The 22,975-nt window shown below is 66.3% G+C and carries 22 protein-coding genes; 8 read left to right on the forward strand and 14 right to left on the reverse strand.

Annotation, left to right across the window (positions count from 1 at the left end; genetic code table 11):
• Positions 1–75 precede the first annotated feature (75 nt).
• On the forward strand, positions 76–750 hold the full coding sequence (locus N4G42_RS20945; protein ID WP_260668574.1) for a glutathione S-transferase family protein: 675 nt from the start codon (positions 76–78) through the stop codon (positions 748–750).
• 30 nt (positions 751–780) lie between these two features.
• Here the strand turns inward: N4G42_RS20945 and N4G42_RS20950 are convergent, their stop codons facing one another.
• The 4 genes from N4G42_RS20950 to N4G42_RS20965 are packed head-to-tail and all read right to left on the reverse strand — an operon-like array spanning position 781 to position 4,093.
• Entirely contained in the window at positions 781–2,205 is a 1,425-nt protein-coding gene (locus N4G42_RS20950) for a patatin-like phospholipase family protein (RefSeq protein WP_260668575.1), read from the reverse strand.
• Positions 2,206–2,229: 24 nt separating this feature from the next.
• Complete coding sequence (locus N4G42_RS20955) at positions 2,230–2,883, reverse strand: HAD family hydrolase (protein ID WP_260668576.1); 654 nt, start codon at positions 2,881–2,883, stop codon at positions 2,230–2,232.
• Positions 2,884–2,933: 50 nt separating this feature from the next.
• Positions 2,934–3,383 (reverse strand): YchJ family protein, encoded by a 450-nt coding sequence (locus N4G42_RS20960; protein WP_260668577.1) that lies wholly within the window; start codon positions 3,381–3,383, stop codon positions 2,934–2,936.
• Positions 3,384–3,394: 11 nt separating this feature from the next.
• Entirely contained in the window at positions 3,395–4,093 is a 699-nt protein-coding gene (locus tag N4G42_RS20965) for a DUF4197 domain-containing protein (protein WP_099729207.1), read from the reverse strand.
• Between the two features lie 174 nt (positions 4,094–4,267).
• On the opposite strand from N4G42_RS20965, the gene N4G42_RS20970 reads away from it, so the two are divergent.
• The 3 genes from N4G42_RS20970 to N4G42_RS20980 all read left to right on the forward strand — a co-directional run bounded on the left by N4G42_RS20970 (position 4,268) and on the right by N4G42_RS20980 (position 6,467).
• Positions 4,268–4,747 carry a DUF421 domain-containing protein gene (locus tag N4G42_RS20970; protein ID WP_056057813.1) on the forward strand — a complete coding sequence of 160 codons (480 nt, stop codon included), beginning with the start codon at positions 4,268–4,270 and terminating at the stop codon, positions 4,745–4,747.
• A 65-nt stretch (positions 4,748–4,812) separates the two neighbouring features.
• Complete coding sequence (locus tag N4G42_RS20975) at positions 4,813–5,181, forward strand: DUF2237 family protein (RefSeq protein WP_056057809.1); 369 nt, start codon at positions 4,813–4,815, stop codon at positions 5,179–5,181.
• A 149-nt stretch (positions 5,182–5,330) separates the two neighbouring features.
• The gene (locus tag N4G42_RS20980; RefSeq protein WP_243415645.1) at positions 5,331–6,467 is read left to right on the forward strand and encodes a peptidoglycan-binding domain-containing protein; all 1,137 of its coding nucleotides are present in this window, start codon (positions 5,331–5,333) and stop codon (positions 6,465–6,467) included.
• Positions 6,468–6,624: 157 nt separating this feature from the next.
• On the opposite strand, the gene N4G42_RS20985 is transcribed toward N4G42_RS20980, so the two are convergent.
• Positions 6,625–7,701: a hypothetical protein gene (locus N4G42_RS20985; protein ID WP_260668578.1), complete on the reverse strand. Its 1,077-nt coding sequence runs from the start codon at positions 7,699–7,701 to the stop codon at positions 6,625–6,627.
• A 180-nt stretch (positions 7,702–7,881) separates the two neighbouring features.
• Between N4G42_RS20985 and N4G42_RS20990 the strand changes: the two genes are divergently transcribed.
• The 3 genes from N4G42_RS20990 to N4G42_RS21000 all read left to right on the forward strand — a co-directional run bounded on the left by N4G42_RS20990 (position 7,882) and on the right by N4G42_RS21000 (position 12,535).
• A complete protein-coding gene (locus N4G42_RS20990; RefSeq protein ID WP_260668579.1) occupies positions 7,882–8,532 on the forward strand; it encodes a response regulator transcription factor in 651 nt (216 codons plus the stop codon).
• The gene (locus N4G42_RS20995; RefSeq protein WP_260668580.1) at positions 8,532–11,087 is read left to right on the forward strand and encodes an ATP-binding protein; all 2,556 of its coding nucleotides are present in this window, start codon (positions 8,532–8,534) and stop codon (positions 11,085–11,087) included. Before N4G42_RS20990 ends, N4G42_RS20995 begins: the two co-directional genes overlap by 1 nt.
• Positions 11,088–11,341: 254 nt before the next feature.
• On the forward strand, positions 11,342–12,535 hold the full coding sequence (locus tag N4G42_RS21000; protein ID WP_260668581.1) for a hypothetical protein: 1,194 nt from the start codon (positions 11,342–11,344) through the stop codon (positions 12,533–12,535).
• Between the two features lie 63 nt (positions 12,536–12,598).
• Here the strand turns inward: N4G42_RS21000 and N4G42_RS21005 are convergent, their stop codons facing one another.
• From N4G42_RS21005 to N4G42_RS21045, 9 genes are all read right to left on the reverse strand, one after another.
• On the reverse strand, positions 12,599–13,729 hold the full coding sequence (locus N4G42_RS21005; RefSeq protein ID WP_260668582.1) for an acyl-CoA dehydrogenase family protein: 1,131 nt from the start codon (positions 13,727–13,729) through the stop codon (positions 12,599–12,601).
• Positions 13,730–13,783: 54 nt separating this feature from the next.
• Complete coding sequence (locus tag N4G42_RS21010) at positions 13,784–14,452, reverse strand: SDR family oxidoreductase (protein WP_260668583.1); 669 nt, start codon at positions 14,450–14,452, stop codon at positions 13,784–13,786.
• A gap of 84 nt (positions 14,453–14,536) precedes the next feature.
• A complete protein-coding gene (locus tag N4G42_RS21015; RefSeq protein WP_260668584.1) occupies positions 14,537–15,616 on the reverse strand; it encodes a DUF695 domain-containing protein in 1,080 nt (359 codons plus the stop codon).
• Between the two features lie 49 nt (positions 15,617–15,665).
• Positions 15,666–16,853 carry an acetyl-CoA C-acyltransferase gene (locus tag N4G42_RS21020; protein WP_260668585.1) on the reverse strand — a complete coding sequence of 396 codons (1,188 nt, stop codon included), beginning with the start codon at positions 16,851–16,853 and terminating at the stop codon, positions 15,666–15,668.
• A gap of 66 nt (positions 16,854–16,919) precedes the next feature.
• A complete protein-coding gene (gene aceK / locus N4G42_RS21025; protein WP_192422296.1) occupies positions 16,920–18,725 on the reverse strand; it encodes a bifunctional isocitrate dehydrogenase kinase/phosphatase in 1,806 nt (601 codons plus the stop codon).
• Between the two features lie 67 nt (positions 18,726–18,792).
• Positions 18,793–19,452, reverse strand: a complete 660-nt coding sequence (gene can, locus N4G42_RS21030) for a carbonate dehydratase (RefSeq protein WP_056057784.1) — start codon at positions 19,450–19,452, stop codon at positions 18,793–18,795.
• 43 nt (positions 19,453–19,495) lie between these two features.
• A complete protein-coding gene (locus N4G42_RS21035; RefSeq protein WP_056057780.1) occupies positions 19,496–20,686 on the reverse strand; it encodes an isovaleryl-CoA dehydrogenase in 1,191 nt (396 codons plus the stop codon).
• Between the two features lie 41 nt (positions 20,687–20,727).
• Positions 20,728–21,189 (reverse strand): PaaI family thioesterase, encoded by a 462-nt coding sequence (locus N4G42_RS21040; RefSeq protein ID WP_260668587.1) that lies wholly within the window; start codon positions 21,187–21,189, stop codon positions 20,728–20,730.
• Between the two features lie 42 nt (positions 21,190–21,231).
• Positions 21,232–21,627, reverse strand: a complete 396-nt coding sequence (locus tag N4G42_RS21045; protein ID WP_056057775.1) for a MerR family transcriptional regulator — start codon at positions 21,625–21,627, stop codon at positions 21,232–21,234.
• Positions 21,628–21,752: 125 nt separating this feature from the next.
• Here N4G42_RS21045 and N4G42_RS21050 point away from each other — a divergent pair, with 125 nt between their 5' ends.
• Positions 21,753–22,832, forward strand: a complete 1,080-nt coding sequence (locus N4G42_RS21050) for an MBL fold metallo-hydrolase (RefSeq protein ID WP_260668588.1) — start codon at positions 21,753–21,755, stop codon at positions 22,830–22,832.
• Positions 22,833–22,975 lie beyond the last annotated feature (143 nt).

The following is a 22,975-nucleotide window of genomic DNA, read 5'->3' on the forward strand; positions in this document are numbered from 1 at the left end:
CCACGGGGCTGCGTCCGCAGCCAGCCACCACTACACTGACTAGCGCTCCCGCCCGCCCTCTTGCCGCTTGCCTTCATGCTCCATCTCCACCACTGCGTCAGCGCCCGCTCCTTCCGCCCCCTGTGGATGTTCGAAGAGCTGCAACTGCCCTACCAGCTCCACATGTTGCCCTTCCCGCCGCGTGCCAAGGCGCGGTGGTTTCTGGACGAGAACCCGCTGGGCACCGTGCCGCTGCTGGTGCAAGGCGATGTCCGCATGACCGAATCCGCCGCGATGTGCCAGTACCTCGCGGCCACACACCCGGATGCGGGGCTGGACGTGGCGCCCACGCACCCGGCGTATGGTGCCTACCTGAACTGGCTGCACATGAGCGATGCCACGCTGACCTTTCCGCAGACGCTGGTGCTGCGCTATGGCCGCTTTGAGCCTGCGGAGCGGCAGCAGCCGCAGGTGGTGGAGGACTACAGCCGCTGGTTCCTTGCCCGGCTGCGCGCCGTAGAGACGTCCCTGACCCACGGCCGCAGCGACCATCTGTGCGCGGGCCGCTTCACGGCGGCGGATGTGGCGGTGGGGTATGCGCTGCTGCTGGCGCAGCACCTGGGGCTGGATGTGCAGTTTGGCCTGGCCACGCAGGCCTATTGGCAGCGGCTGCAGCAGCGGCCCGGCTACCAGCGTGCCATGGCGGCGCAGGTGCGGGCTGCCGAGGAGCAGGGCGTGCCCACAACCCCGGCGCCGGATACGCGGCCCTGAGCGCCGTCAAGAGCCCCTGAGCGCGCGCCCTCAGTCCTTGGCCTGCAGCCCCGCTGGCGGTGCATGCGGCGCATGGGGATCGGGGCTGAGCAGCGATTGCACCAGCGCCCGGAACTCGGGCGAGTGGCGCAGCACGCTGCCGCCCGCCTCGATGAGGTCGGTGACTTCTTCCGACGTGATCGAAAACGCCGTGGGCACCTGCAGCAGGCGGCGGCGTGCGATGTCGTCGGGGGCGTCGCGCAGGTTGACGGGGATGACGTGGATCTCCGCGTCGGGCGCGAACACGTCGTTGGCGCTGGTGGGGCCTGACGCCAGCGAGCGCTGCCATTGGCGTGTGATGTCGCGCAAGAACTCTTGCGTCTCGCGCGTGGCGCGGGCGCCGGTGCCGAACAGCAGGGCGTCCACCACCTGCGCCATGTTGGGCACCTTGTCGCTCATGTCGATGTTGACCGAGGGATCGCGCTCGGCGTTTACCGTGATCAGCACCAGCTTGCGGATGGTGGCAGGCGGTATGCCGACCTCGCTGAAGGTCTGGCGCAGGCCGCCATTGGCCAGGGCACGGTCCAGCAGGCGCTGCACCCCCAGGTTGTCGGCCAGGCCGCCATCGACCAGATGGATGTAGGGCTTGCGCTGCGCATCCACATAGCTCAGTTCATGGGCGCGATTGAGCCGCACGCGGTAGTCGCCCGTCGCCGCCGCGGCGACCGATGGGGAGGGACGATCGGGGCACTGGTCGGCGTAGTTCTTGAGCGTCATCGGGCTCAGCAGCAGCGGCACCGCCGACGAGGCCGCCACGGCGAACGACAGCGGCACCTTGCGCAGGTCTGAGCAGATCAGCGAAAACTGCTCCCAGGTGAACTCAAAGCCGGTGCCCAGCGACATGTCGGTGGCGGTGATGAACAGCTGCGGGTGGCGCGGGCGCCGCTCCACGTCGCCAAAGGTGAGGCCGCCATACAGCTCGTCCAGCCGCCGTGCCAGCAGGTGGGTGCGGCCCAGCCAGGGGGAGGTCAGGTCGATCAGATTGCCCGGGCGCAGCGCCTGGGTGATGAGGCTGTTCTGGAAGTTCTGGCGCAGAAAGTCCTGTTCAAAGCGTGGCAGCCCTTCGATGCCATGCGCCGCAAAGTAGGCCGCCACAATGCTGCCGCCCGACACGCCGCTGACCACGTCGGTGGCGTCCAGCAAGGTGGTGGGGTTGCCGTTCCACACAAACCGCGTCTGCTGCAGCTCGGTCAGCACGCCATAGCCAAACGCGGCGGCTCGCGCCCCGCCGCCTGACAGCGTGACGGCCACGAGGATGGTCGGGTCGCGCTCGGACTTGCGCACAGGGATGTTCTGATCGCCCGCAGGCAGGGGTTCGTTGATCCAGGGTTTGACCGACGAACAGCCCGCCAGCAGCGCCAGGGCGGCAGCCAGTACCGTGTGCTTCATGACCCGCGCAAAGGTGTTCATCGCCATGTCCCTTTTTTCTGTGCACCCGTGTCAGCAGCCGAGCAAGCCGGGCAGCTCGGCCATGCTGCGAAACACGTGCTGCGCACCTGCCGCCCGCAGCGCGGCCCCATCGTCCAGCGGGGCGTAGGCAAACACGGTGGCCCCGGCAGCCACACCGGCGGTGACGCCGGTCACGGTGTCTTCGACCACCGCACAGCGCGTGGGCGCTGCCTGCAGCGCTGCAGCGGCGGCAAGGTACACATCGGGCGCGGGCTTGGTGGCGGGCATTTCGTGGCCGCTGAAGATGCGGCCCGCAAAGTACGGCGCCAGGCCCACCTTGGCCAGCTGCATCTCGATCTTGAAACGGTCGGCCCCCGAGGCACAGGCAATGCGCCCGCCGTGGTGGGCGTGCACACGCTCGACAGCGCCGTGGATGTGCTCGATGGCGGTGAGCTGCGCCTCCAGTGCGGCGTTGCGGCGTGCGTAGAAGGCCGACATCCATTCGTCGGTCAGCGGACGGCCCGTGTGGTGCTCAATGCGCGCGGCCTCGCTGCGCACCATCTTGCCGATGAAAAGGCGCATGCACTCATCGGGCGTCAGCACCCACCCGGCCTCGGCCAGCATGTCGCGCAGCACGCCGTTGGTGATGGGCTCGCTGTCCACCAGCACGCCGTCACAGTCAAACAGGATTGCTTCAAATTTCATAGCTATCAAGACATATTGCACTAGCGCTTGGGGTGGTTTTGGCTTGAATTTCAGCCATGGAGATCTCCATCGACATAGAACCAGCGCCCCTCCTCGCGCACAAAACGGCTGGTCTCGTGCAGGCGCACGGCGCGCCCGGCGACACGGTAGCGGGCCACAAACTCGACCACGGCGTGGTCGGCGTCGGTGGCGACGTATCGGCGCACGTCCAGCCCGAGCCATTTGGCCCCCGCGTCAAAGTCGAGCGTGGCCGGGCGCGTGCTGGCATGCCAGGTGGCCTGCAGGTAGTCGGCCCGCTCGCACGCAAAGGCGGTGTAGCGCGACCGCATGAGGCTTTCGGCATCGGGGGCGGCCATGGCATCCAACCCAGGTGCCGCCAGGTAACGGCCGCAACAGCTGGCGAAGGGCAAGGGGGCTGCGCTTTTGCCCTTGCTGCCACCCGGGCCCGCAGGCGCCAGGCGCCCGCAGGGGCAGGGGTCGTTAGGCTGTGGCAAAGGCATCGTGATGCCCTTCAGCGCAAGGCACCAAACACCTTGCGCGCGATGGCGCTGCCGGCGGCGGCCGGGTCCTGGCGGATCTTGCGCTCTTCCTCACCGATCATGAGGTACAGGCCGTCCAGCGTCTTGCCGGTGACATACTGCGCCAGGTTGGCGTCTTCGGCCTTCAGCAGGCCAAAACTCGCGGCCTTGCCCGCGAAGGCGTTGTATTTCTGCGTGAGGCCGACTTTCTCGGTGGCCTGGTTCACCACCGGCAGAAAGCGCTGGCCCAGTGGCGTGCGCGTCTTGTCGGCAAAAAAGGCGGTCACCGAGTTGTCGCCGCCGGTGAGGATGTTCTTGGCATCGGTCACCGTCATGTTCTGCACCGCGCCCACCAGCAGGTCCTTGCCCATGGGCACGGCCGCTTCGGCGGCGCGGTTGATGGACACCACCAGCTCATCGATGCGCTTGCCCTGGCCCAGCGACTTCATCACCTTGGCCGCGTCGTCCAGGTAGCCCGGCAGGCCGATGCGCACCTTGGGGTTGCCCAGAAACCCGTCGTTGCGGCCCAGCAGCGACACCGCCGCCTGCGCGCCCTGGGTCAGCGCGGCCTTGAGGCCGCTGGAGGCGTCGGCATTGGTGAGGTCGCCCAGCGACAGCGCCCAGGCGTGCTGCGCAGTGGCGCACAGCAACGCCCCCATGAGGCTGGTTTGGTGGAATTGGCGGCGTTGCATGGGGCGGTACTTTCGATGGGGGCAGCAGAGGAGGCCCACTCGGCCGCCACTGCAATGAGGGCGCACTGTGCCGGAGCCGTGCGGGGGATTGCCCGGGATTTTCGCTCAGCGAATGAGGGGCAAGCCGCAGGCCGTAGACTGGCCCCACCCAAGCATCCAACAAGGAACCTTGCAATGTGGCAAATGAGTGTGCCGTGGTGGGAGTTTGTGCTGCGCGGCGTGGTGGTGTATCTGTTCTTGCTGGTGTTCATGCGCCTGTCGGGCAAGCGGCAGACAGGGCAGTACGAGCCGTTTGACCTGATCCTGCTGCTGATCCTGTCGAACGCGGTGCAGAACTCGATGAACGCGGGCGACAACTCGCTCGTGGGCGGACTGATCTCTGCCAGCACGCTGATGCTGCTGCATGTGGCGCTGGCGCGGCTGGCGTTCCACTTCCCGCGCATCGGGCGCTGGGTGGACGGCAAGGCCCAGGTGCTGATCCACCAGGGCGAGCTGAACCAGGCGCTGATGCGCAAGGAGCTGCTGACCCGCGACGACGTGGAGGCCGCACTGCGCGCCGGTGGCTGCCTGCACGCGCACGAAGTGGAACGCGCCACCATCGAGACCAACGGGCAGATCACTGTGGTGCTGCGCCGCCGTGGCGAAGAGGGCTGAGCCGCCCCGCGCCCACTCCAACAATCTGCGCCCCCCATAGGCCCTCACAACACACGCGACCCGATATGACTGCACTGAACGTTCTGGGCACCATGCTGATGCCCTGCTCCTACGACCCACTGACCGGCTACTACCGCGATGGCTGCTGCAACACCGACGAGCACGACCACGGCACCCACGTGATCTGCGCACGCATGACACAGGCGTTTCTGGACTTCTCGCTGTCGCGGGGCAATGACCTCATCACCCCCCGGCCCGAATACCGGTTTGCAGGACTCAAGGCCAACAACCGCTGGTGCCTGTGCGCCCTGCGCTGGAAAGAAGCCTACGAGGCGGGTGTGGCACCGCCGGTGATCCTGGAATGCACTCATGCCCGCGCGCTGGAGTTTGTGACGCTGGCGCAGTTGCAGAGCGCGGCGCTGTCCAGCAGCTGACCGTTCTGATAAGCGCGGGGCGCACTCCGGGCCGGGTGCGCCACCCCTTGCACCCTACCTCTGTCGGGTTGCCGGTGATTGGCTGCACGGCGAAAGATCAGGACTTTGTGTTCCTCCCTTTCGCTGCACATGCGGCCACATCCGTCACCATGACTATCACCCTTTCTGTCCAGCAACGGCGCGCGCGTGCCGCTGCCACCCCGCCCCGTTCAACCACCCCGCTGCGCCTGTGCGCAGTCAGCGCTGCCGTGGCCGCTGCTGCACTACTGAGCGGCTGCGAGACCACCAACATGCGCATGGGCAGCGCCGATGCCAAGACCGTGGCCACCGGCAGCGCTGCGGGCGGAGCCTCTACCGGCGCCAGCGACTCGCTGGAGCGTTGCGAAAGCCCGCTGGGCACCGTCTCGCTGATTGAAAACCAGCAGGCTGGCTGGTACACCATCCTGCGTGACCAATACCGCCTGCCGCCCACGGCCAACCTGCTGCGTCTGCTGGTACAGCAGTCCAACTGCTTTGTGGTGGTGGAGCGCGGCGCCGCCGGCATGAACGCGATGACGCGCGAGCGCGCGCTGATGCAGTCGGGCGAAATGCGGCAGGGCAGCCAGTTTGGCCAGGGGCAGATGGTGGCCTCGGACTATGGCCTGTCGCCCGAAATCGTGTTCCAGAACAACAACGCAGGCGGTGCCTCCGCATCGCTGGGCGGCCTGGTCGGTGGCCGTGCGGGGGGCCTGCTGGCAGCCATCGGCGGCAACATGAACACCAAAGAGGCCAGCGCGCTGCTCACGCTCATCGACAACCGATCCGGTGTGCAGGTGGCGGCGTCAGAAGGCAGTGCCGCCAAGACCGACTTTGGCGCCATGGGGCAACTGCTGGGCGGATCGGGCGGCGCGCGCATGGGCGGCTACTCCAACACGGCCGAAGGCAAGGTGATTGCGGCCGCTTTCATGGATGCGTTCAACCAGATGGTGCAGTCGCTGCGCAACTACCGCGCCCAGACGGTGAAGGGCCAGGGCCTGGGGGGTGGCGGGCGGCTGAGTGTGGACGGCGCCGCACCGCCCTCGCAGACATCGGCCGCGCGTGCTGCCGCGCAAAACAATGGAGCCACCGCAGGACTTTCGCTGCGCGATGCGCAGGCCCGCCTGAACGAGCTGGGCTATAACGCGGGCACGCCCGATGGCGCCATGGGCGGCAAGACGACGGCAGCGCTGCGCGCCTTTCAGAAGGACAAAGGGCTGCCCACATCCGGGCGGCTGGATGCGGCCACGGCGGCGGAACTCGCTCGCTGAAGCCTGAGGGATGCCCCGGGGACACCGGGGCGGGTGGCCCTGCAGCAATGGGCGCGCTCCAACACAAAGCGGATCACATCCGAGCAAAGAAAAGCCCCCGCAGCAACTTCGCTGCGGGGGCTTTGGGTTGGTTGGGGGGCCGTACAGCCCCCAGCACTCAGTTTTGCGTGTAGCAGGTCTTGGCGGGCAGAACGGTGTCCACGTAGCTCTCCACGCTGGCCGCCGTCGGGAACGCGGTGGGTATCTGATCGCCAAAGATGCACAGGCGGGGCCCCTTGCGTGCCCAGACAGCGCGCGATGTCAGGCCCGACGGCTGGGTCCACAGCCCCCAGAAAGCGGTCAGCGTGGCCGTGCTGCCGTTGCGGTCGAACGCCACATTGCCCACATCGGTCAGCGGACCTGCGACGGTGCCCGTGCCGGAACAGTTGGCGTCGGCATAGGTCACCACGCCAATCTGCCCCGTCACGCGGGTGTCGCTCTGGCGGGTGATGCGCCACAGCGAGCGTCCCCAGGTTCCTGGCCGCACCACCACGCACAGCTCCTGCTTCCAGTCGCCCTCCGGCAGCCCCAGCGCCGCCGTCGCGCAGCTCACGTCCACCGAACTCACATTGGCCGCCCCTACCGTGCCCGTTCCATTGCGCACCGTGCAGCTCTGGCCCGAAGGCTGCGTGCGCACCGTGATGGCGTAGGCCGTGCCACCCGCCAGTGCCGTGCCGAACGTGAAGCCGCCGTTGCTGGAGACCGAGAGATCGTCGCGCCCGTTGTTCTGCAGCACCACGGCGCCACCCGCCAGGCCGCTGACCGAGCCGCCCACCGTGTAGGTGGCAGCCGCCAGGTTTTCACAGCGCACCTGCACGTTGCTCACGTTGGCAGTGGCCGTGCCGGTGCCTTCCGTCACCGTGCAGCGCTGCCCGCTGGGCTGGGTCTTCACGGTGACGGCATAGGCAATGCCGCTGTCCAGACGCGTGACGAACACGAAGTTGCCATTGGCATTCACGGTCAGGTCGTCCTTGCCGGCGTTCTGCAGCGTCACCGTTTTGCCAGCCCCCAGGCCGCTGACCGCGCCGCCGATACTGAATGCGCCAGCGCTGGGCGGAGGCGTGCCGTTGTCGTCATCACCACCGCCGCAGCCCACCAGCAAGGCGGCAGCCAGGCCCAGGGGGGCCCAGCGGAAGATAGGTCGTGCAGAGTGCCAGGTGCGCCCGGCACCCGTTGCGCTGGCTTGTCGTGTCATGAACAGAAACCTCGTGATGGTGAATGGAGCGCGGATTCTGTGCAGCACCCCATCCCGTGCGAAACCCTACGCTAGTAGGGTTTGCGCGCCGCCCATCCTGCTGAACACTTGGCAGAATTTGCCCGCAGGCATACCTTCTGGCACCGGCATCCCGCCGGGTTGCGCCCCCTCCACCACCGCATGTCCTCCACCTCTCAGTACGCGCTCATCCTTGACGACCATCCGTTGGTGGCACACGGCATGGCCGAATTCCTGCGTGCCCGACTGCCGCAGATGGACGTGGTGGTGGCCGCAGGGGCAAACGACCTTCTGCGCTGGGTGGACACGCGGGGCACACCGGCCATCGCGCTCATCGACTTCTGGCTGGCAGAAGGCGCCGCCGTGGGCCTGATCGCCCAGGTGCGCAACCACTGCCCCGGAATGCCCATCGCGGTGATCAGTGGCGACGATGACCCCGCCGTGATGGACCAGGCCCGGCAGGCAGGCGCGCAGGGCTTCATCCACAAACAAGCAGCGCCTGAAACCTTCGGGCTGGCGGTGGAGGCCTTGCTGAGTGGGCTGGTCTGGTTTGAGCCGGGTCATCCGGGCAGCCAGCCGCTGCGCAGCCGCGACCTGCCGGTGACACCGGCCGAGCTGGGCCTGTCTGCGCGGCAGGGCCAGATCCTTGCGCTGGTGCTGCAGGGACTGCCCAACAAGCGCATTGCATCGCAGCTGGATATTGCAGAGAGCACCGTGAAGGAGCACGTGACGGGCATCCTGGAGCGGCTGCGGGTGCGCACACGGGTCGAGGCCATCACCCTGCTGCGCGGGCGGCGGCTGGAGCTGCCCTGATGCGCCTCGTCCGGGCTGTGGTGCTGGTCGCGGCCTTGTGCCTGCAGACGGCATTGCCCGCAAGGGCGCAGGCACTGAACCCGGACCTGGCCGAGCTGGACCGGCTGCAAAACCTGTCGCAACGCAACAGCGCCGAAGCCGTGCAGGCGCTGCAGGCCGCCGCGGCACGTTTTGCCAACGCGGCCGATGCCGCGACCCGGCGCACTTACTTGGCGGCGCTGACAGACGCGGCCTTCGAGACCGGGCAGACAACGGTGGTGACCGAGGGCATTGCGCAGCTGAAGGCGCTCGCCGCTGCGCAGAAAGATCCGTCGTCGCAGGTGCTGGCTGTCTGCTTCGAGGCCCGGCAACTGGCCGTGGCGGGAAAAACACGCGCCGGACTGGACGCACTGGCGCGCGAAGCGGCCGCCGCCGAGCGCGTACCCGACCCCTGGGTGCGCTGGCTCTACCACCTGACGCTGGGCGCCCTGCACAGCGGCAACGGCCAGTTCGAAACGGCGATGACCCACCTGCTGCGCAGCCTGGAACTCTCGCGCACGCTGCCACGCCAGGCGGCCACGTCTGAGCTGCGGTCGCGCACCCACCTGGAGCTGCTGCACTTCGACATGAAGAACCCGGAGCGGGCGCTGCAAACCATCCGCGAGACGCTGCCCCTGGCCGCAAAGCTGGACGCCCGGCAGGCGCAGGGCTGGCTGCACCTGCACCGAGGGAATGTGGAAAACGTGCAGGGCAACCTCGACACCGCCGTGGCCGCCTACCGGCAGTCCTTGCAGATCGCCCGCGCTGGAGGGCTCACCGGGCTCCAGGCCACGGCGCTGAACAACCTGGGCGACGTCCTGCTGCAGCGCAAGGCGTATGCCGCGGCCGAGCCCGTGATGCGCGAGGCCCTGGCCGCGTACCGCAATGCACACGAGCTGAACGGGGCCGCAATGGCGCAGGCCAATCTGGGCTTTGCACTCATGGGCCAGGGCCGCATTGCGGCCGGCGTGCATGAGGTGGAGGCGGGCATCCGGTTTGTGCACGAAGCGGGCTCTCTGCCCATGGAAGAGCAGTTGCTGGGCGAGCTGTCGCGCATGTACGAGCAAGCCGGCCTGTACCGCGAGGCCATGGCCACCACCCGCAAGCAGCAGGCGCTGGCCAAGGAGCTGTTCCATGCCGAGCGCGACCAGGCCGTGACGACCTTGCAGGAGCGCTTTGACAGCGCTGAACGGCAGCGCCAGATCGAGCAGCTGGCGCAGGCCAACCGGGTGCAGGATGCCGAGCTGCGCGTGCGCCGCATGCAGCAGATCGGACTGGCGGCTGCGGTGGCACTGGCACTGCTTGCAGCGGGCGCCAGCTTCTGGCTGTACCGCCGCACGCGCACTGCCAACGAGGCCCTGGCCGAAGCCCGGCGCCAGGCGGAAGGCGCCCTGACCGAGAAAAACCTGTTCCTCGCCACCGCCAGCCACGACCTGCGCCAACCCGTGCACGCCATGTCCTTGATGGTGGAGGCGATCAACCTGCGCAATACCGACCCGGTCCTGCGCCCGCTGGTGGCCGACCTGCGCACCAGCATGCAGGCCATGAGCCAGCTGTTCAATGCGCTGCTGGACCTGTCGCGCCTGGAGTCGGGGCAGCCGCTGGGCCACAAAGCCGCCGTGGACCTTGGCGCCCTGCTGGCGGACGTTGTGCGCCTCTTCCGCGAGCAAGCCAGCCTCGGCGGCCTGACCCTGCGGCTGCGGTTGCCGCGCCGTGGCGCCACCGTATGGGCCGAGCCGGTGCTGCTGCGCCAGGCGCTGGCGAACCTGGTGCAGAACGCCATCCGCTACACACCGCAGGGCAAGGTGCTGGTGAGCGCACGCGCACGCGGCGGTGACTGGCTGGTGGAGGTGCGGGACACGGGCATTGGCATCGCCCCCGCCGATCAGGCCCGGGTGTTCAGCCCCTACTACCGGGGAGCGCGGGCCGACCAGATGGACGACGCGGGGCACGGCCTGGGCTTGGCTGTGGTGGCGCGGTGCGCCGAGCAGTTGGGGGCGGCGTACGGCGTACGTTCGCTGGCGGGACAGGGTTCGCGCTTCTGGCTGCGGCTGCCAGCCCATGTGGCACCCGATGCAGGCACGTCCACCGCCCCCGCAGCGGCACACCGCCAGTCCATCGTGGACCGTCCGCTGCAGGGCCAGTGCCTGGTGCTGGACGATGACCCCCAGGTGCTCAAGGCCTGGCGCGCCATGCTCGAAGCCTGGGGCGTGACGGCAGCCTATGCCACCACCGGGGCCGAAGCCCATGGCCGGCTGGACGAAGGCATGGTGCCAGATGCCATCTTCTGCGACCAGCGACTGCGCTCGGGCGAGAGCGGCTTTGACATCCTGCGCACGCTGCTGGCCCGCTGCCCTGCCGCCCGGGGTGCGATGGTCAGCGGCGAGTTCGACGCCCCCGCCTTGCGGGACGCCGAAGACGAGGGCTACCTGGTGCTGCGCAAGCCCGTGAACCCTGCCGAGCTGCACGCTGTGCTGGCGCAGTGGCTGGCCCCCAGCAACAGGCGGCAGGACCAGAGCGCGGTGCCTTTCCCATAAGCACAGGCAGCTATCTTTCCAATAGCGCGGTAGTACACCTACCGGTGTCTTTCGAAGCCCCAGCCGCCGCAGAACGTGCGGTTGTTGCCTGCGGCCTGCTCAGGCAAAGGCAGGTATCACGGCACCGGTCGTCTGCCAGCGGTGCACCGCCCGTCTGCCCGCTGCACGCGGCGATCACGCAGCCCCCTACCATCCGCAGCCAACGACCGGCGACCTCGACACGCTGGCAAATCACACCAGGAGGGAGCCACGCCATGACCACCACCGGGACCACCCCGCCCCCACCGCCCGGCCAGCCCCGCTGGCTGTACCAGGCGCAAGACGCCCAAGGCCGCCCCACCGAGGGGTTTGTGCATGCCCAGACAGCTGAAGAGGCCCTGCAGGCCATCGCAGCGCTGCAGCAACCGCCGCTGACCCAGGTGCAGCTGCACACCTCGGGTCTGTATGCCCGTGCATTGACCGAGATGGCGGACGACGCACTGGGCACCCTGGACGTGAAGGCACTGCGCCAGCTGGCGCGCGACCAGATCGAAGCGCAGCAGAACCTCGGCCTGTGGACCACGCTGCGCCAGCTGTTGCGCAACAACCGTACCTGGCTGCTGGTGTGCGCGGCCCTGGTGGCGCTTGCCGTGTGGCGCCAGTGGAGCCCATGGGTGCAAGGGATTCTGGTACTGGCCATGCTGGCGCCCCTGGCCGTGTTTGCCTACATGCACCAGTTTCAGCGCACGTACCAGCAGATGCTGCACGCGCACGCCACGGGCGACCTGCCCCGCCTCGACGTGCTGGCCCAGCGGCTGGCCCGCGCGGCCGAACGGCATGCGTTCTTGCGGCAGCCCGCCTGGGACGCCGCCGTGCGCATGGCCTGGTTCGAGGCGCGCGCCGAAGGGGTGGACGCCGCCATCCTGCGCCTGCGCATCCACTCCATGCGCCCGGCAGATGAGGGCGAATTTCTGGCACGCATCTACACCCTGCCCCTGGCCACGGGCGACCATGCGGGCTTTACCGCCCGCCTGCGCGAGCTGATGGCTCAGCGGCCGGGAGAGCCCACTTTGCAGTTGGACCTGGCCCTGGGTGAGGCCCGCGCGGGCCACACCGACGAAGCCCAGCGCCTGCTGGACACGCTGCAGCCCGCCCTGCTGCCACCCCACGGGCAAGCGTTCATCGACTGGGTGCGGGGCATGATTGCGCTGCGCGACCCGGCCCGGGCGGGCGAGGCCGCCAGCCACCTGGGCAAGGCGTGTGAGCAATTTCTGGGGCTGGTGCGCAAGGCCCCGGGCGCCTGGCCCTCACTGGCCGTGTGCACCTGCGACTACGCGCTGGCCTTGGCCTGGAGCGGGCGCGCCGAAATGGGGCGCACCGTGTTTGCCAGCGTGCAGCCGGTGGCCCGGCACCACGCCGAGCCCGAGCGGCTGGCGCTGCTGGAGCGCGAGTTGCGCCTCAGGGGCTGAGCGTTTTTTGAGCTGCGCCTGAAAGGCTGGCAAAAGGCGGGCCGAGAAACCTGACTCGCAGGCTCAAGCCAGCGCGCGCTGGATGATGATCTTCTGCACGTCGCTCGTGCCTTCGTAGATCTGGCACACGCGCACGTCGCGGTAGATGCGCTCCACCGGGAAGTCGTTCACCACGCCGTAGCCGCCCAGCGTCTGGATGGCGGCGCTGCACACGCGCTCGGCCATCTCGCTGGCAAACAGCTTGGCCATGGCGGCTTCCTTCAGGCAGGGCTTTCCGGCATCGCGCAGCGCGGCGGCGTGCCAGATGAGCTGGCGCGCGGCCTCGATCTGCGTGGCGCAGTCGGCCAGGCGGAAACCCACGGCCTGGTGGTTGAAGATGGCGGTGCCGAAGCTTTCGCGCTCTTTGGAATACGCCAGCGCCGCGTCGAACGCGCTCCGCGCCATGCCCACGCTCTGCGCGGCGATGCCGATGCGGCCGCCTTCGAGCGCGCCCAGGGCGATCTTGTAGCCCTCGCCCTCGGCGCCGATGAGGTTCTCGGCGGGGACGCGGCAGTTGTCGAAGTTGATCTGCGCCGTGTCGCTGCTGTGCTGGCCCAGCTTGTCTTCCAGCCGCGCCACCACGTAGCCGGGGCTGCTGGTGGACACGAGGAACGCGCTCATGCCCTTCTTGCCCGCGCCCTTGTCGGTGACGGCGATGACGATGGCCACATGGCCGTTCTTGCCGCTGGTGATGAACTGCTTGACCCCGTTGATCACGTATTCGTCGCCCTGCTTCACTGCCGTGGTGCGCAGGGCGGAGGCGTCGGAGCCCACATGTGGCTCGGTCAGGCAAAACGCGCCCAGCATTTCGCCACGCGCCAGCGGCGTGAGCCAGTCGCGCTTTTGCTGCGCGTTGCCGTAGCGCATGAGGATGGCGTTGACCGGGCAATTGGTCACGCTGATGGCGGTGCTGGTGCCGCCATCACCGGCGGCGATCTCTTCGAGCACCAGCGCGAGCGTGAGGTAGTCGAGGTGGGCACCGCCAAACTCTTCGGGCACGCAGATGCCATACGCGCCCAGCGCGGCCAGGCCCTGGTGAGTCTCCTTGGGGAAGTGGTGTTCCTTGTCCCAGCGTGCGGCATTCGGCCACAGCTCGGTTTGCGCAAAGTCGCGCACCGCGTCGCGGATCATTTCCTGGTCTTGGGTCAGCAGCATGGGAGTGTCTCCAGAGTCGTTGTTCAAAAATTCGGGGGCATAGTGGCTTGCGGACTACCAGTGGGCAGCGCGGCGGCCGTCGTGGTGCAGCAGGCGGCCCTTGTCGGCAGCGGTCACGCTGGCCAGCGTGCTGCGCAGGCCGCGCACACTGTCTTCGACCGTCAGCGGCGCACCGCCGCCGCCCATGTCGGTCTGCACCCAGCCGGGGTCGATGGTGACCAGCGTGGCGTCGGGGTAGTCGTGCTGCGCGGCGGCCACGGCCATGTTCAGCGCGGCCTTGCTGGTGCGGTACAGCCACGAGCCACTGTTCGGCACGCTGCCGATCTGCGACATGGACGAGGACAGAAACGCAAACACGCCGCCCGCCTCCACCACCAGGGGCGCCACCTGCGGAATGGCCTGCATGGCGCCCAGCACGTTGGTGTGCATGACGGCATCAAAGTCTTGCTGCGTGGGTGGGGTGAGCGCGTTGGGGCGGCGGATGACACCGGCCACATACAGCGCCAGGTCCAGCTTTTCGCCGTCAAGCTGCCAGGCCAGACCGCTCACGCTGGCGGGATTGGCCACATCCACGGTGAGTACCTCGGCGCCCAGCGCCAGCACGCGCTCGCGGCCGGCGTCGTCGCGCACGGTGGCGATCACGCGGCGCCCGGCATCGGTGTACTGGCGCACCAGCTCCAGGCCGATGCCCCGGGACGCGCCCATCACGAGTATGGAGTTCATTTTCAAGCCCAATATGCCGCAAGCGCTAGTGAATCATTCGCCAACAGCTATCAATTCAGGAGTAAACAAAACAGCGACACCCACTCAGGCAGACAGGTATCCGGCGTACTCGAAATAGCCCGACCACGCGGGGTCGTACGCCACCTTCAGCTCCAGCGATGCCGCCTCGTCGCGCAGCAGCAGGGGCGCCAGCGTCTGTTTGGCCAGTTGCTCGTCGCTCACGTAGTACAGCGCCTGCCGGCGGCCCGCGCGCATCAGCGTCAGCACCAGAATGCCCAGCTGCGGCACTTGGAGCAGCGTGGCGGCTTGCTCGTGCAGGTCTTGCACGGCAGTCAGTGTGTCGCTGTCGGGCACCGCCAGGTCCACGGTGAGGGCATAGGCCAGGTCGGCCCGCATGGCCACAGCGTTGGCACTGGTGTTGACCATGACCACGCCGGTCTCGGGCGCGTCTTCGCTGTCGATGTCGTCAGCGGGCAGTTCGTTGCCGTCCTCGTCGATGGGGCAGTCAAACTGCAGTTCCAGCCCGTCCCATTCGGCATCGCCCGTGGGAAAGTGGCCGGTGTGGCCCAGGGTGTCGGTCCAGTAGCGGTCGAACACCGGGGGCAGCTGGCTCAGCGGCACCCAAGGCGTGTGGGTGTCGCCGGGCTCGCCCACAAAGTCCACTGCGCCCACCTTCACGGCAAAGTCGTACTCGCCCAGCACATGGTCGAGCATGATGAATGCCATGTTGCGCGCATGGTCCTGGTAGTCGCTGGGGATCTCGCGGCCAAAGCGGATCTCCAGCGCCGCCTGCCCGCCGTCCTGCTCCAGCGCCACCAGCACGTCGGACGTGGCCAGCTCAAAGCCTTCCATGCCGATGGGAAAGTCCGGCTGCGTGGTGCGCTCGCGAAACGCACGCACGCGGTAGTGCGGCAGCGCGGGTGCGGCCGCCACCACCTGCGCCAGCAACGGAAACCGCTCGATGCTGCCGTGGGCCGTGACGATGAGGTCCACCACGGCATCGGCATCGTCGCCGGACATCTCCAGCGCCAGGCCTTCCAGGTGCTGATCTATCAGCGCATTGGCCGCCCCCACGCGCTCGCGCAGCGGCAGGTTCTGGAGCGATGCCTGGGCATCCGAAAACGCGCGCCAGAAGGCGCCGATGGCGGGAGAGGGAGTGGTCATCGCGGTCCTTGTACAAAGTCGGGGATCATCCCATCTCCAGCCAGCGGCCTCAGACGAGTTCCAGCGCCACGGCCGTGGCCTCGCCACCGCCGATGCACAGCGTGGCCAGGCCCTTGGTCAGGCCGCGCGCCTTGAGGGCATGGATCAGCGTGACCATGATGCGCGCACCGCTGGCGCCGATGGGGTGGCCCAGTGCGCAGGCGCCACCGTTCACGTTGACCTTGTCATGGGGCAGGTCCAATTCCTTCATCAACGCCATGGGCACCACGGCAAAGGCTTCGTTGATCTCCCACAGCTGCACGTCGCCCACTTGCCAGCCGGCCTTGGTGAGTGCCTTTTGTGTGGCGCCCAGGGGGGCGGTGGCAAACCACTCGGGCTCCTGCGCATGGGTGGCGTGGCTCACGATGCGGGCGACGGGCTTGCAACCCAGCTTCTTCGCGGTGGACTCGCGCATCATCACCAGCGCGGCCGCGCCGTCGTTGATGCTGGAGCTGGACGCGGCGGTGATGGTGCCGTCCTTCTTGAAGGCGGGCTTCAAGGTGGCGATCTTTTCGAGCTTGACCTTGCCCGGGCCTTCGTCCACCGACACCACGGTCTCGCCCGCACGGGTCTTGACGGTGACGGGCACGATCTCGGCCGCGAACGCACCGGACTCGGTGGCCGCCTTGGCGCGCTGCACGCTGGCGGTGGCAAACGCGTCCTGCTGCTCGCGCGTAAAGCTGTACTTGGCCGCGCAGTCTTCACCAAAGGTGCCCATGCTGCGGCCCGCTTCGTAAGCGTCTTCCAGGCCGTCGAGCATCATGTGGTCGAAGATGCGGTCGTGGCCCAGGCGGTAGCCGCCGCGGCCCTTTTGTAGCAGGTAGGGGGCGTTGGTCATGCTTTCCATGCCACCCGCCACCATGACGTCGTGCGTGCCGGCCAGCAGCATGTCGTGCGCCATCATCGCGGCCTTCATGCCGGAGCCGCACATCTTGCTGAGCGTGACGGCGCCCGCGCCCTTGGGCAGGCCGCCTTTGAACGCCGCCTGGCGTGCAGGCGCCTGGCCTTGGCCTGCCATCAGGCAGTTGCCAAATAGCACTTCGCCCACGGCGTCGGGCGAGACACCGGCACGCTCGATGGCGGCCTTGATGGCGGCGCCACCCAGGTCGTGCGCGGCCAGGCTGGAGAAGTCGCCCTGCAACGAGCCCATGGGGGTGCGTGCAGCGCCAACGATGACGATGGGGTCTTGGATGGACATGGTGAAGGTCTCCTGGGTAAGGGTCAGAGGAAAAGTGGGGACGAAAAACGGGGTTTTGGCGGGCGGTCAGCGGGCCGCAGCGCCTTGCGCAAAGCGCCGCTCCGTGTCGTAGGGGAAAACATCAAACATATGACCCGCCTGGATGCGCTCCTTGTGCGACTGCCAGAACGCGGCGTCGAGCAGGTCGGCGTGGTGCTGCATGAACACCTCGCGCACCGCGTCGTTGCCCAGTAGGAAGGGGCCAAAGGTTTCGGGGAACACATCGCGCGGGCCCACGCTGTACCAGACCTCGCCGCTCATCTCTTCTTCCTCGTTGCGCGGCGTGGGCACACGGCGGAAGTTGCAGTCGGTGAGGTATTCGATCTCGTCGTAGTCGTAGAACACGACCTTGCCGTTGCGCGTGACACCAAAGTTCTTCCAGAGCATGTCGCCGGGGAAGATGTTGGCGGCCACGAGGTCCTTGATGGCGTTGCCGTATTCGATGACGCTGTGCTCCATCTGCTGGCGCGCGCGCGGGTCGGACAGGCCGGTGTCAAAGGCCTCTTGCAGGTAGATGTTGAGCGGGATCATGCGCCGCTCGATATAGAGGTGCTTGATGATCACCTCGGTCTGGCCGTCGCCATCGCGGTCGCTGATTTCGAGCTGGCTGGGGGCGAACTTCTCGATCTCGGCAATCAGGGCATCATCAAAGCGGTCGCGAGGAAAGGCGACCTCGCTGTACTCCAGCGTGTCGGCCATGCGGCCCACGCGGTCGTGCTGCTTGACCAGCAGGTACTTGGCCTTGATCTGCTCGCGCGTGGTTTCCTTCTGGTGCGGGAAGTAGTCCTTGATGAGCTTGAACACGAACGGGAAGCTCGGCAGGTCGAACACCAGCATCACCATGCCCTTGATGCCGGGGGCGATGCGGAACTGGTCGCTGGAATGCTTCAGGTGGTACAGGAAGTCGCGGTAGAACAGCGTCTTGCCTTGCTTGGCCAGGCCCAGGGCGTTGTAGATCTCGGCGCGCGGCTTGCGCGGCATGAGGCTGCGCAAAAACTGCACGTAGGCGCTGGGGATCTCCATGTCCACCATGAAGTAGGCGCGGGCAAAGCTGAACAGCATCTGCATGTCGTCTTCGCCGAACAGCGCGGCGTCGATGGTCAGCTTGCCGCTGTCGTCGTGCAGGATGGGTAGCGCAAACGGCACCTCGTTGAAGCCATTGATGATCTTGCCCACCACATACGCGCCCTTGTTGCGAAAGAACAGGCTGGTGAGCACCTGGATCTGGAAGTTGGTGCGCAGCCTCACCTTATCGAGCCGGCTGCGCATGGCGCCCACCACACAAGCGGTGTCACGTGGCAGGTCGGCAAATTCGCGCTGAAGCTGGAAGTTCTCGACGATGGCCTGGAAGGTGTCGCCCAGCGTATCGCGCGTGGGGTAATAGGCGCGGTAGGTGGGCCGCGCGGCAGGCTCGTCGTTCTCGATGTATTCGGTGCTGACCGCAGGCCGCACAAAGATGAAGTCGTTGTGGAAATGCGTGCGGTGCAGGATCTTGGTGGTGACCGAGTTGAAGAAGGTTTCGGCCAGCTCGGGCTGGTGGTGGTTCACCAGCAGCCCGATGTAGTGCAGCTTGACCTGGTGCCACACATCCATCGGCTGCGCGCCGGCCTCGAACTCTTTTTCCAAGCGGCGCACACATTCCTTCACCCGCAGGTCGTAGAACTCGATGCGCTCGCGCTGTGCCCGCTGCTGGCCGTGCCAGTCAGCGGTTTCAAAACGGTGTTTGGCGCGCGCGGACTCGGTGCGGAACAACCGGTAATGCCGGTTGAAGCCGTCCATCATGGCCTTGGCAATGCCGTAGGCCTGGGGCGCATCAAGGCGTTGCGGGAACATGGTGGCGGGCCTATTGGCTTCTTCGTCAGCGCAACCGTCGCTCGGCAGACACAGGGCGGCGGCAGGCCTACTGCCGCCGGGTTGCGGCCACCCCGGCAATTGCCGCCTTGTACAGCGATTCCAGACCTTCGGTGCTGTCCACGGACATGTGCAGGTTGTTGATCAGCCCATCCTTGAGGCCGTAGCACCAGCCATGCAGCGTAACCTTCTGGCCCCGGCCCCAGGCGTCCAGCATCACGGTGGTCTGTGCAATGTTCACCACCTGCTCGATGGCATTGAGCTCGCACAGCACGTCGTGGCGCCACTCAGGCGCGGTGGCGGCGATCAGGTCGCGGTGGCGGTCACGCACGTCCTGCACATGGCGAATCCAGTTGTCGGCCAAGCCCACGCGCGTACCCTCCAGCGCGGCCAGCACACCGCCGCAACCGTAGTGGCCCACCACCATCAGGTGCTCGATGCGCAGCTGGTCCACCGCGTATTGGATGGTAGACAGGCAGTTGAGATCGGTCGGCACCACCACGTTCGCCACATTGCGGTGCACGAAGACCTCACCAGGCTCCAGCCCGGTGATCTGGTTGGCGGGCACCCGGCTGTCGGAGCAGCCGATCCACATGTACTTGGGCTTCTGCTGCGCCAGCAGACTGGTGAAAAAGCCAGGCCGCTCGCGCTCCATCTGGGCCGCCCAGGCGCGGTTGTGAACAAACAGGTCGTCGATGGAGGAAGGCATGGGGTCCTTGGTGTGTGAGGGTTGGTCGATCAGTTGTCGCAGGTCAGCAGGTTTCGGCAAACAGCTCGCGGCCAATCAGCATGCGGCGGATCTCGCTGGTGCCGGCACCAATCTCGTACAGCTTGGCATCGCGCCAGAGGCGGCCCAGCGGGTACTCGTTGATGTAGCCATTGCCACCATAGATCTGCACGCCTTCGCCGGCCATCCAGGTGGCCTTTTCGGCGCACCACAGAATCACGCTGGCGCAGTCCTTGCGGACCTGGCGCACGTGGTCGGTGCCCAGCATGTCGAGGTTCTTGGCCACAGTGTAGGCAAACGAGCGACCCGCCTGCAGCACGGTGTACATGTCGGCCACCTTGCCCTGGATGAGCTGAAACTCGCCAATGCTCTGGCCGAACTGCTTGCGGTCGTGAATGTAAGGGATCACGTTGTCCATCACGGACTGCATGATGCCCAGCGGACCGCCGGTCAGCACCGCGCGTTCGTAGTCCAGGCCACTCATCAATACCTTGGCACCGTTGTTCACGCCGCCGAGCACGTTTTGTGCAGGCACCTCGACGTCCTGGAACACCAGCTCGCCCGTGTGGCTGCCGCGCATGCCCAGCTTGTCGAGCTTTTGCGCAATCGAGAAGCCCTTCATGCCCTTCTCGATCAGGAAAGCCGTGACACCGCGTGCGCCCATTTCAGGCTCGGTCTTGGCATACACCACCAGGGTGTCCGCATCGGGGCCGTTGGTGATCCACATCTTGCTGCCGTTGAGCAGGTAGTAGCCGCCCTTGTCCTCGGCCTTGAGCTTCATGCTGATCACGTCGGAGCCCGCGCCGGGTTCACTCATGGCCAGCGCGCCCACGTGCTCGCCGCTGATGAGCTTGGGCAGGTACTTGGCCTTTTGTGCCTCGTTGCCGTTGCGGTTGATCTGGTTCACACACAGGTTGCTGTGGGCGCCATAGGACAAGCCCACCGAGGCACTTGCGCGGGAGATTTCTTCCATCGCCACCATGTGGGCGAGGTAGCCCATGGCGGCGCCGCCATATTGCTCGGGCACCGTGATGCCGAGTACACCCAGATCACCCATCTTCCGCCACAGGTCCATGGGGAATTGGTCGTTGCGGTCAATCTCGGCCGCGCGGGGAGCGATCTCTGCCTGCGCGAAGTCGCGCACGGCATCGCGCAGGGCATCGATATCTTCGCCCAGCTGGAAGTTGAGGCCAGGAAGGTTGGCGGGAATGCTCATGGGGTTTGTCTCCTCGTAGAAGGTAGGGAAATGGGCAGGGCTCAGCCCCGGATGCTGTCGCGTCCGGTGACCGCCATGAGAGTGCACCCCATGGTGGCGACCAGCTTTTCTTGGTTGCCGTCGATAGCGAAGGCTCGGCCTTCGCAGACGGTGATGGTGCGGCCGGGCTTCAGCACCCGTCCTTCCATGCGGAATCGCTCGCCTTTGGCAGGGGCCAGCAAGTTGATCTTGAATTCGATGGTGAGCACGGCAGCATCTGCAGTCATGAGGGTGAAACCGGCATATCCGCACGCTGAATCCAGCGCGGTGGACACCATGCCCGCATGGAGAAATCCATGCTGCTGGGTCAGGGCGGCTGCCCACGGGAGTTCAATGTCTACAGCACCTGGCGCCACCAATCCCAGCGACGCGCCAAGCGTCTGCATGGCCCCTTGCCGCGCAAAGCTGTCGCGCACGCGGTCGGCAAAGTCGATGCAACGCGGCTCAAAGGGGGGCGTGCTCACTGCAGTCTCCTGATTTACGTTTACGTAAACGTCAATTATGGATCAATTTTGCTTTTCTACCTTGGCCAGTAGCGTGCGCGCCTCTTCTTCGTGCTCGCGCACCTCTTCCAGGTTGGCCTGCAGATCGGCCATTTGCTCTTCGAGTTGCTTGCGATGGACCACCAGCACGTCCAGGAACTTGCGGAGCTGTACACCGGTATCGCGGGGGCTGTCATAGAGGTCGATGATCTCCTTGGCTTCCGTGAGAGACAGTCCCAGGCGCTTGGCCCGCAATGTCAGGCGCAGCCGCGTGCGGTCGCGTGCGCTGTACACCCGGTTGCGGCCTGCGGCGCCGGTGCGTTCAGGCTGCAGCAAGCCCATGTCTTCATAAAAACGGATCGCCCGGGTGGTGAGATCGAACTCTTTGGCAAGGTCGCTGATGGTGTAGGTATTGGCCATGGTGGGTGCTGCACACAGCAGTATCGGTTTCGCACAGGAGACAGCCGCGTGGCGGCAGCTCCCTACAATGCATCGAGTGCATGACGTTTACGTTAACGTCAATGCTAACCCATCACACCGCCTCCATGAATCTACTTGAACACCAGATCCACTACCCGCTCGGCGACGCGCTGCCCGTCGAGGGCGCCACCTTGGAGGTCGCGCCTGGAGTGCATTGGATCCGTATGGGCCTGCCCTTTGCCCTGGATCACATCAATCTGTGGCTGCTGCGCGATCGCCAGCCGGATGCTGGCGGTGTGCTGGTGGACGGGTGGACCGTGGTGGATTGCTGCATCGACAGCGCTGCGAGCCGCGCGCAGTGGGAGCAGATATTTGCAAACTGCATGGAGGGCTTGCCCATTCTTCGCGTCATCGTGACCCACATGCACCCAGACCATATCGGGCTGGCACATTGGCTGTGCGAGCGCTGGGATGTGCGCTTGTGGATCAGTGCCACGGACTACAACGTAGCGCGTGTCGCCATCTATGACCCGCAGGGGTTTGGCGGGGAAGCAGGGGCCGATTTTTATGCGCTGCACGGTGCACAAGAACCGTCTTTTTTAGACCATGTGCGAGGACGCGCTTCGTATTTTCCGACCCTGGTCCCTGCTCTCCCACCCCGTTTTCGACGAATCATGGATGGCGACACGCTGAACATCGGGGGCCGCGCCTGGCATTGCATCAGCGGCTACGGCCACGCGCCCGAGCACATGGCATTGTTTTGCGCTGAGCTGACCACCTTGATCAGCGGAGACATGGTGTTGCCGCGCATCTCGACCAATGTCAGTGTCCACGCCAGCGAGCCAGAAGCCAACCCGCTACAACTGTTCTTGACCTCGCTCTTGCGGTATCTGGATCTACCAAAAGACACCTTGGTGCTCCCATCGCATGGCAAGCCGTTTACAGGCCTGGGTACGCGCGTTGCACAGCTACAAGACCATCACCGCGAGCGGCTCACTGAGATTTTGCAAGCCGCGCACAGCCGCGCACTAAGCGCTGCGGATACTTTGCCAATTCTGTTTCAACGCCAGTTGGACACCCACCAGATGACTTTTGCTATGGGTGAGGCGCTGGCACATCTTCATCATCTGTGGATGAATGGGAAGCTGGAGCGCTTTCTCGACCAAGCCGGGGTTCAGAGATTTCGCGCACCGAACGGTATATAACCGCACCCAATGCGTGGCCGACCAGCGCTTATTGAGCAGCAATCAAATAGCACACTCAGCCACGCTGATAGATAGTGATCAACGCCGGAAAGGCGTGTGAGCCGATATAGGCGCCTAGGTGGTCTAAATAAATTTGCGCGCCC

Origin of the sequence: Acidovorax sp. K2F, from assembly GCF_025246485.1 — a bacterium.
GTDB classification, from domain to species: Bacteria; Pseudomonadota; Gammaproteobacteria; order Burkholderiales; family Burkholderiaceae_C; genus Acidovorax; species Acidovorax delafieldii.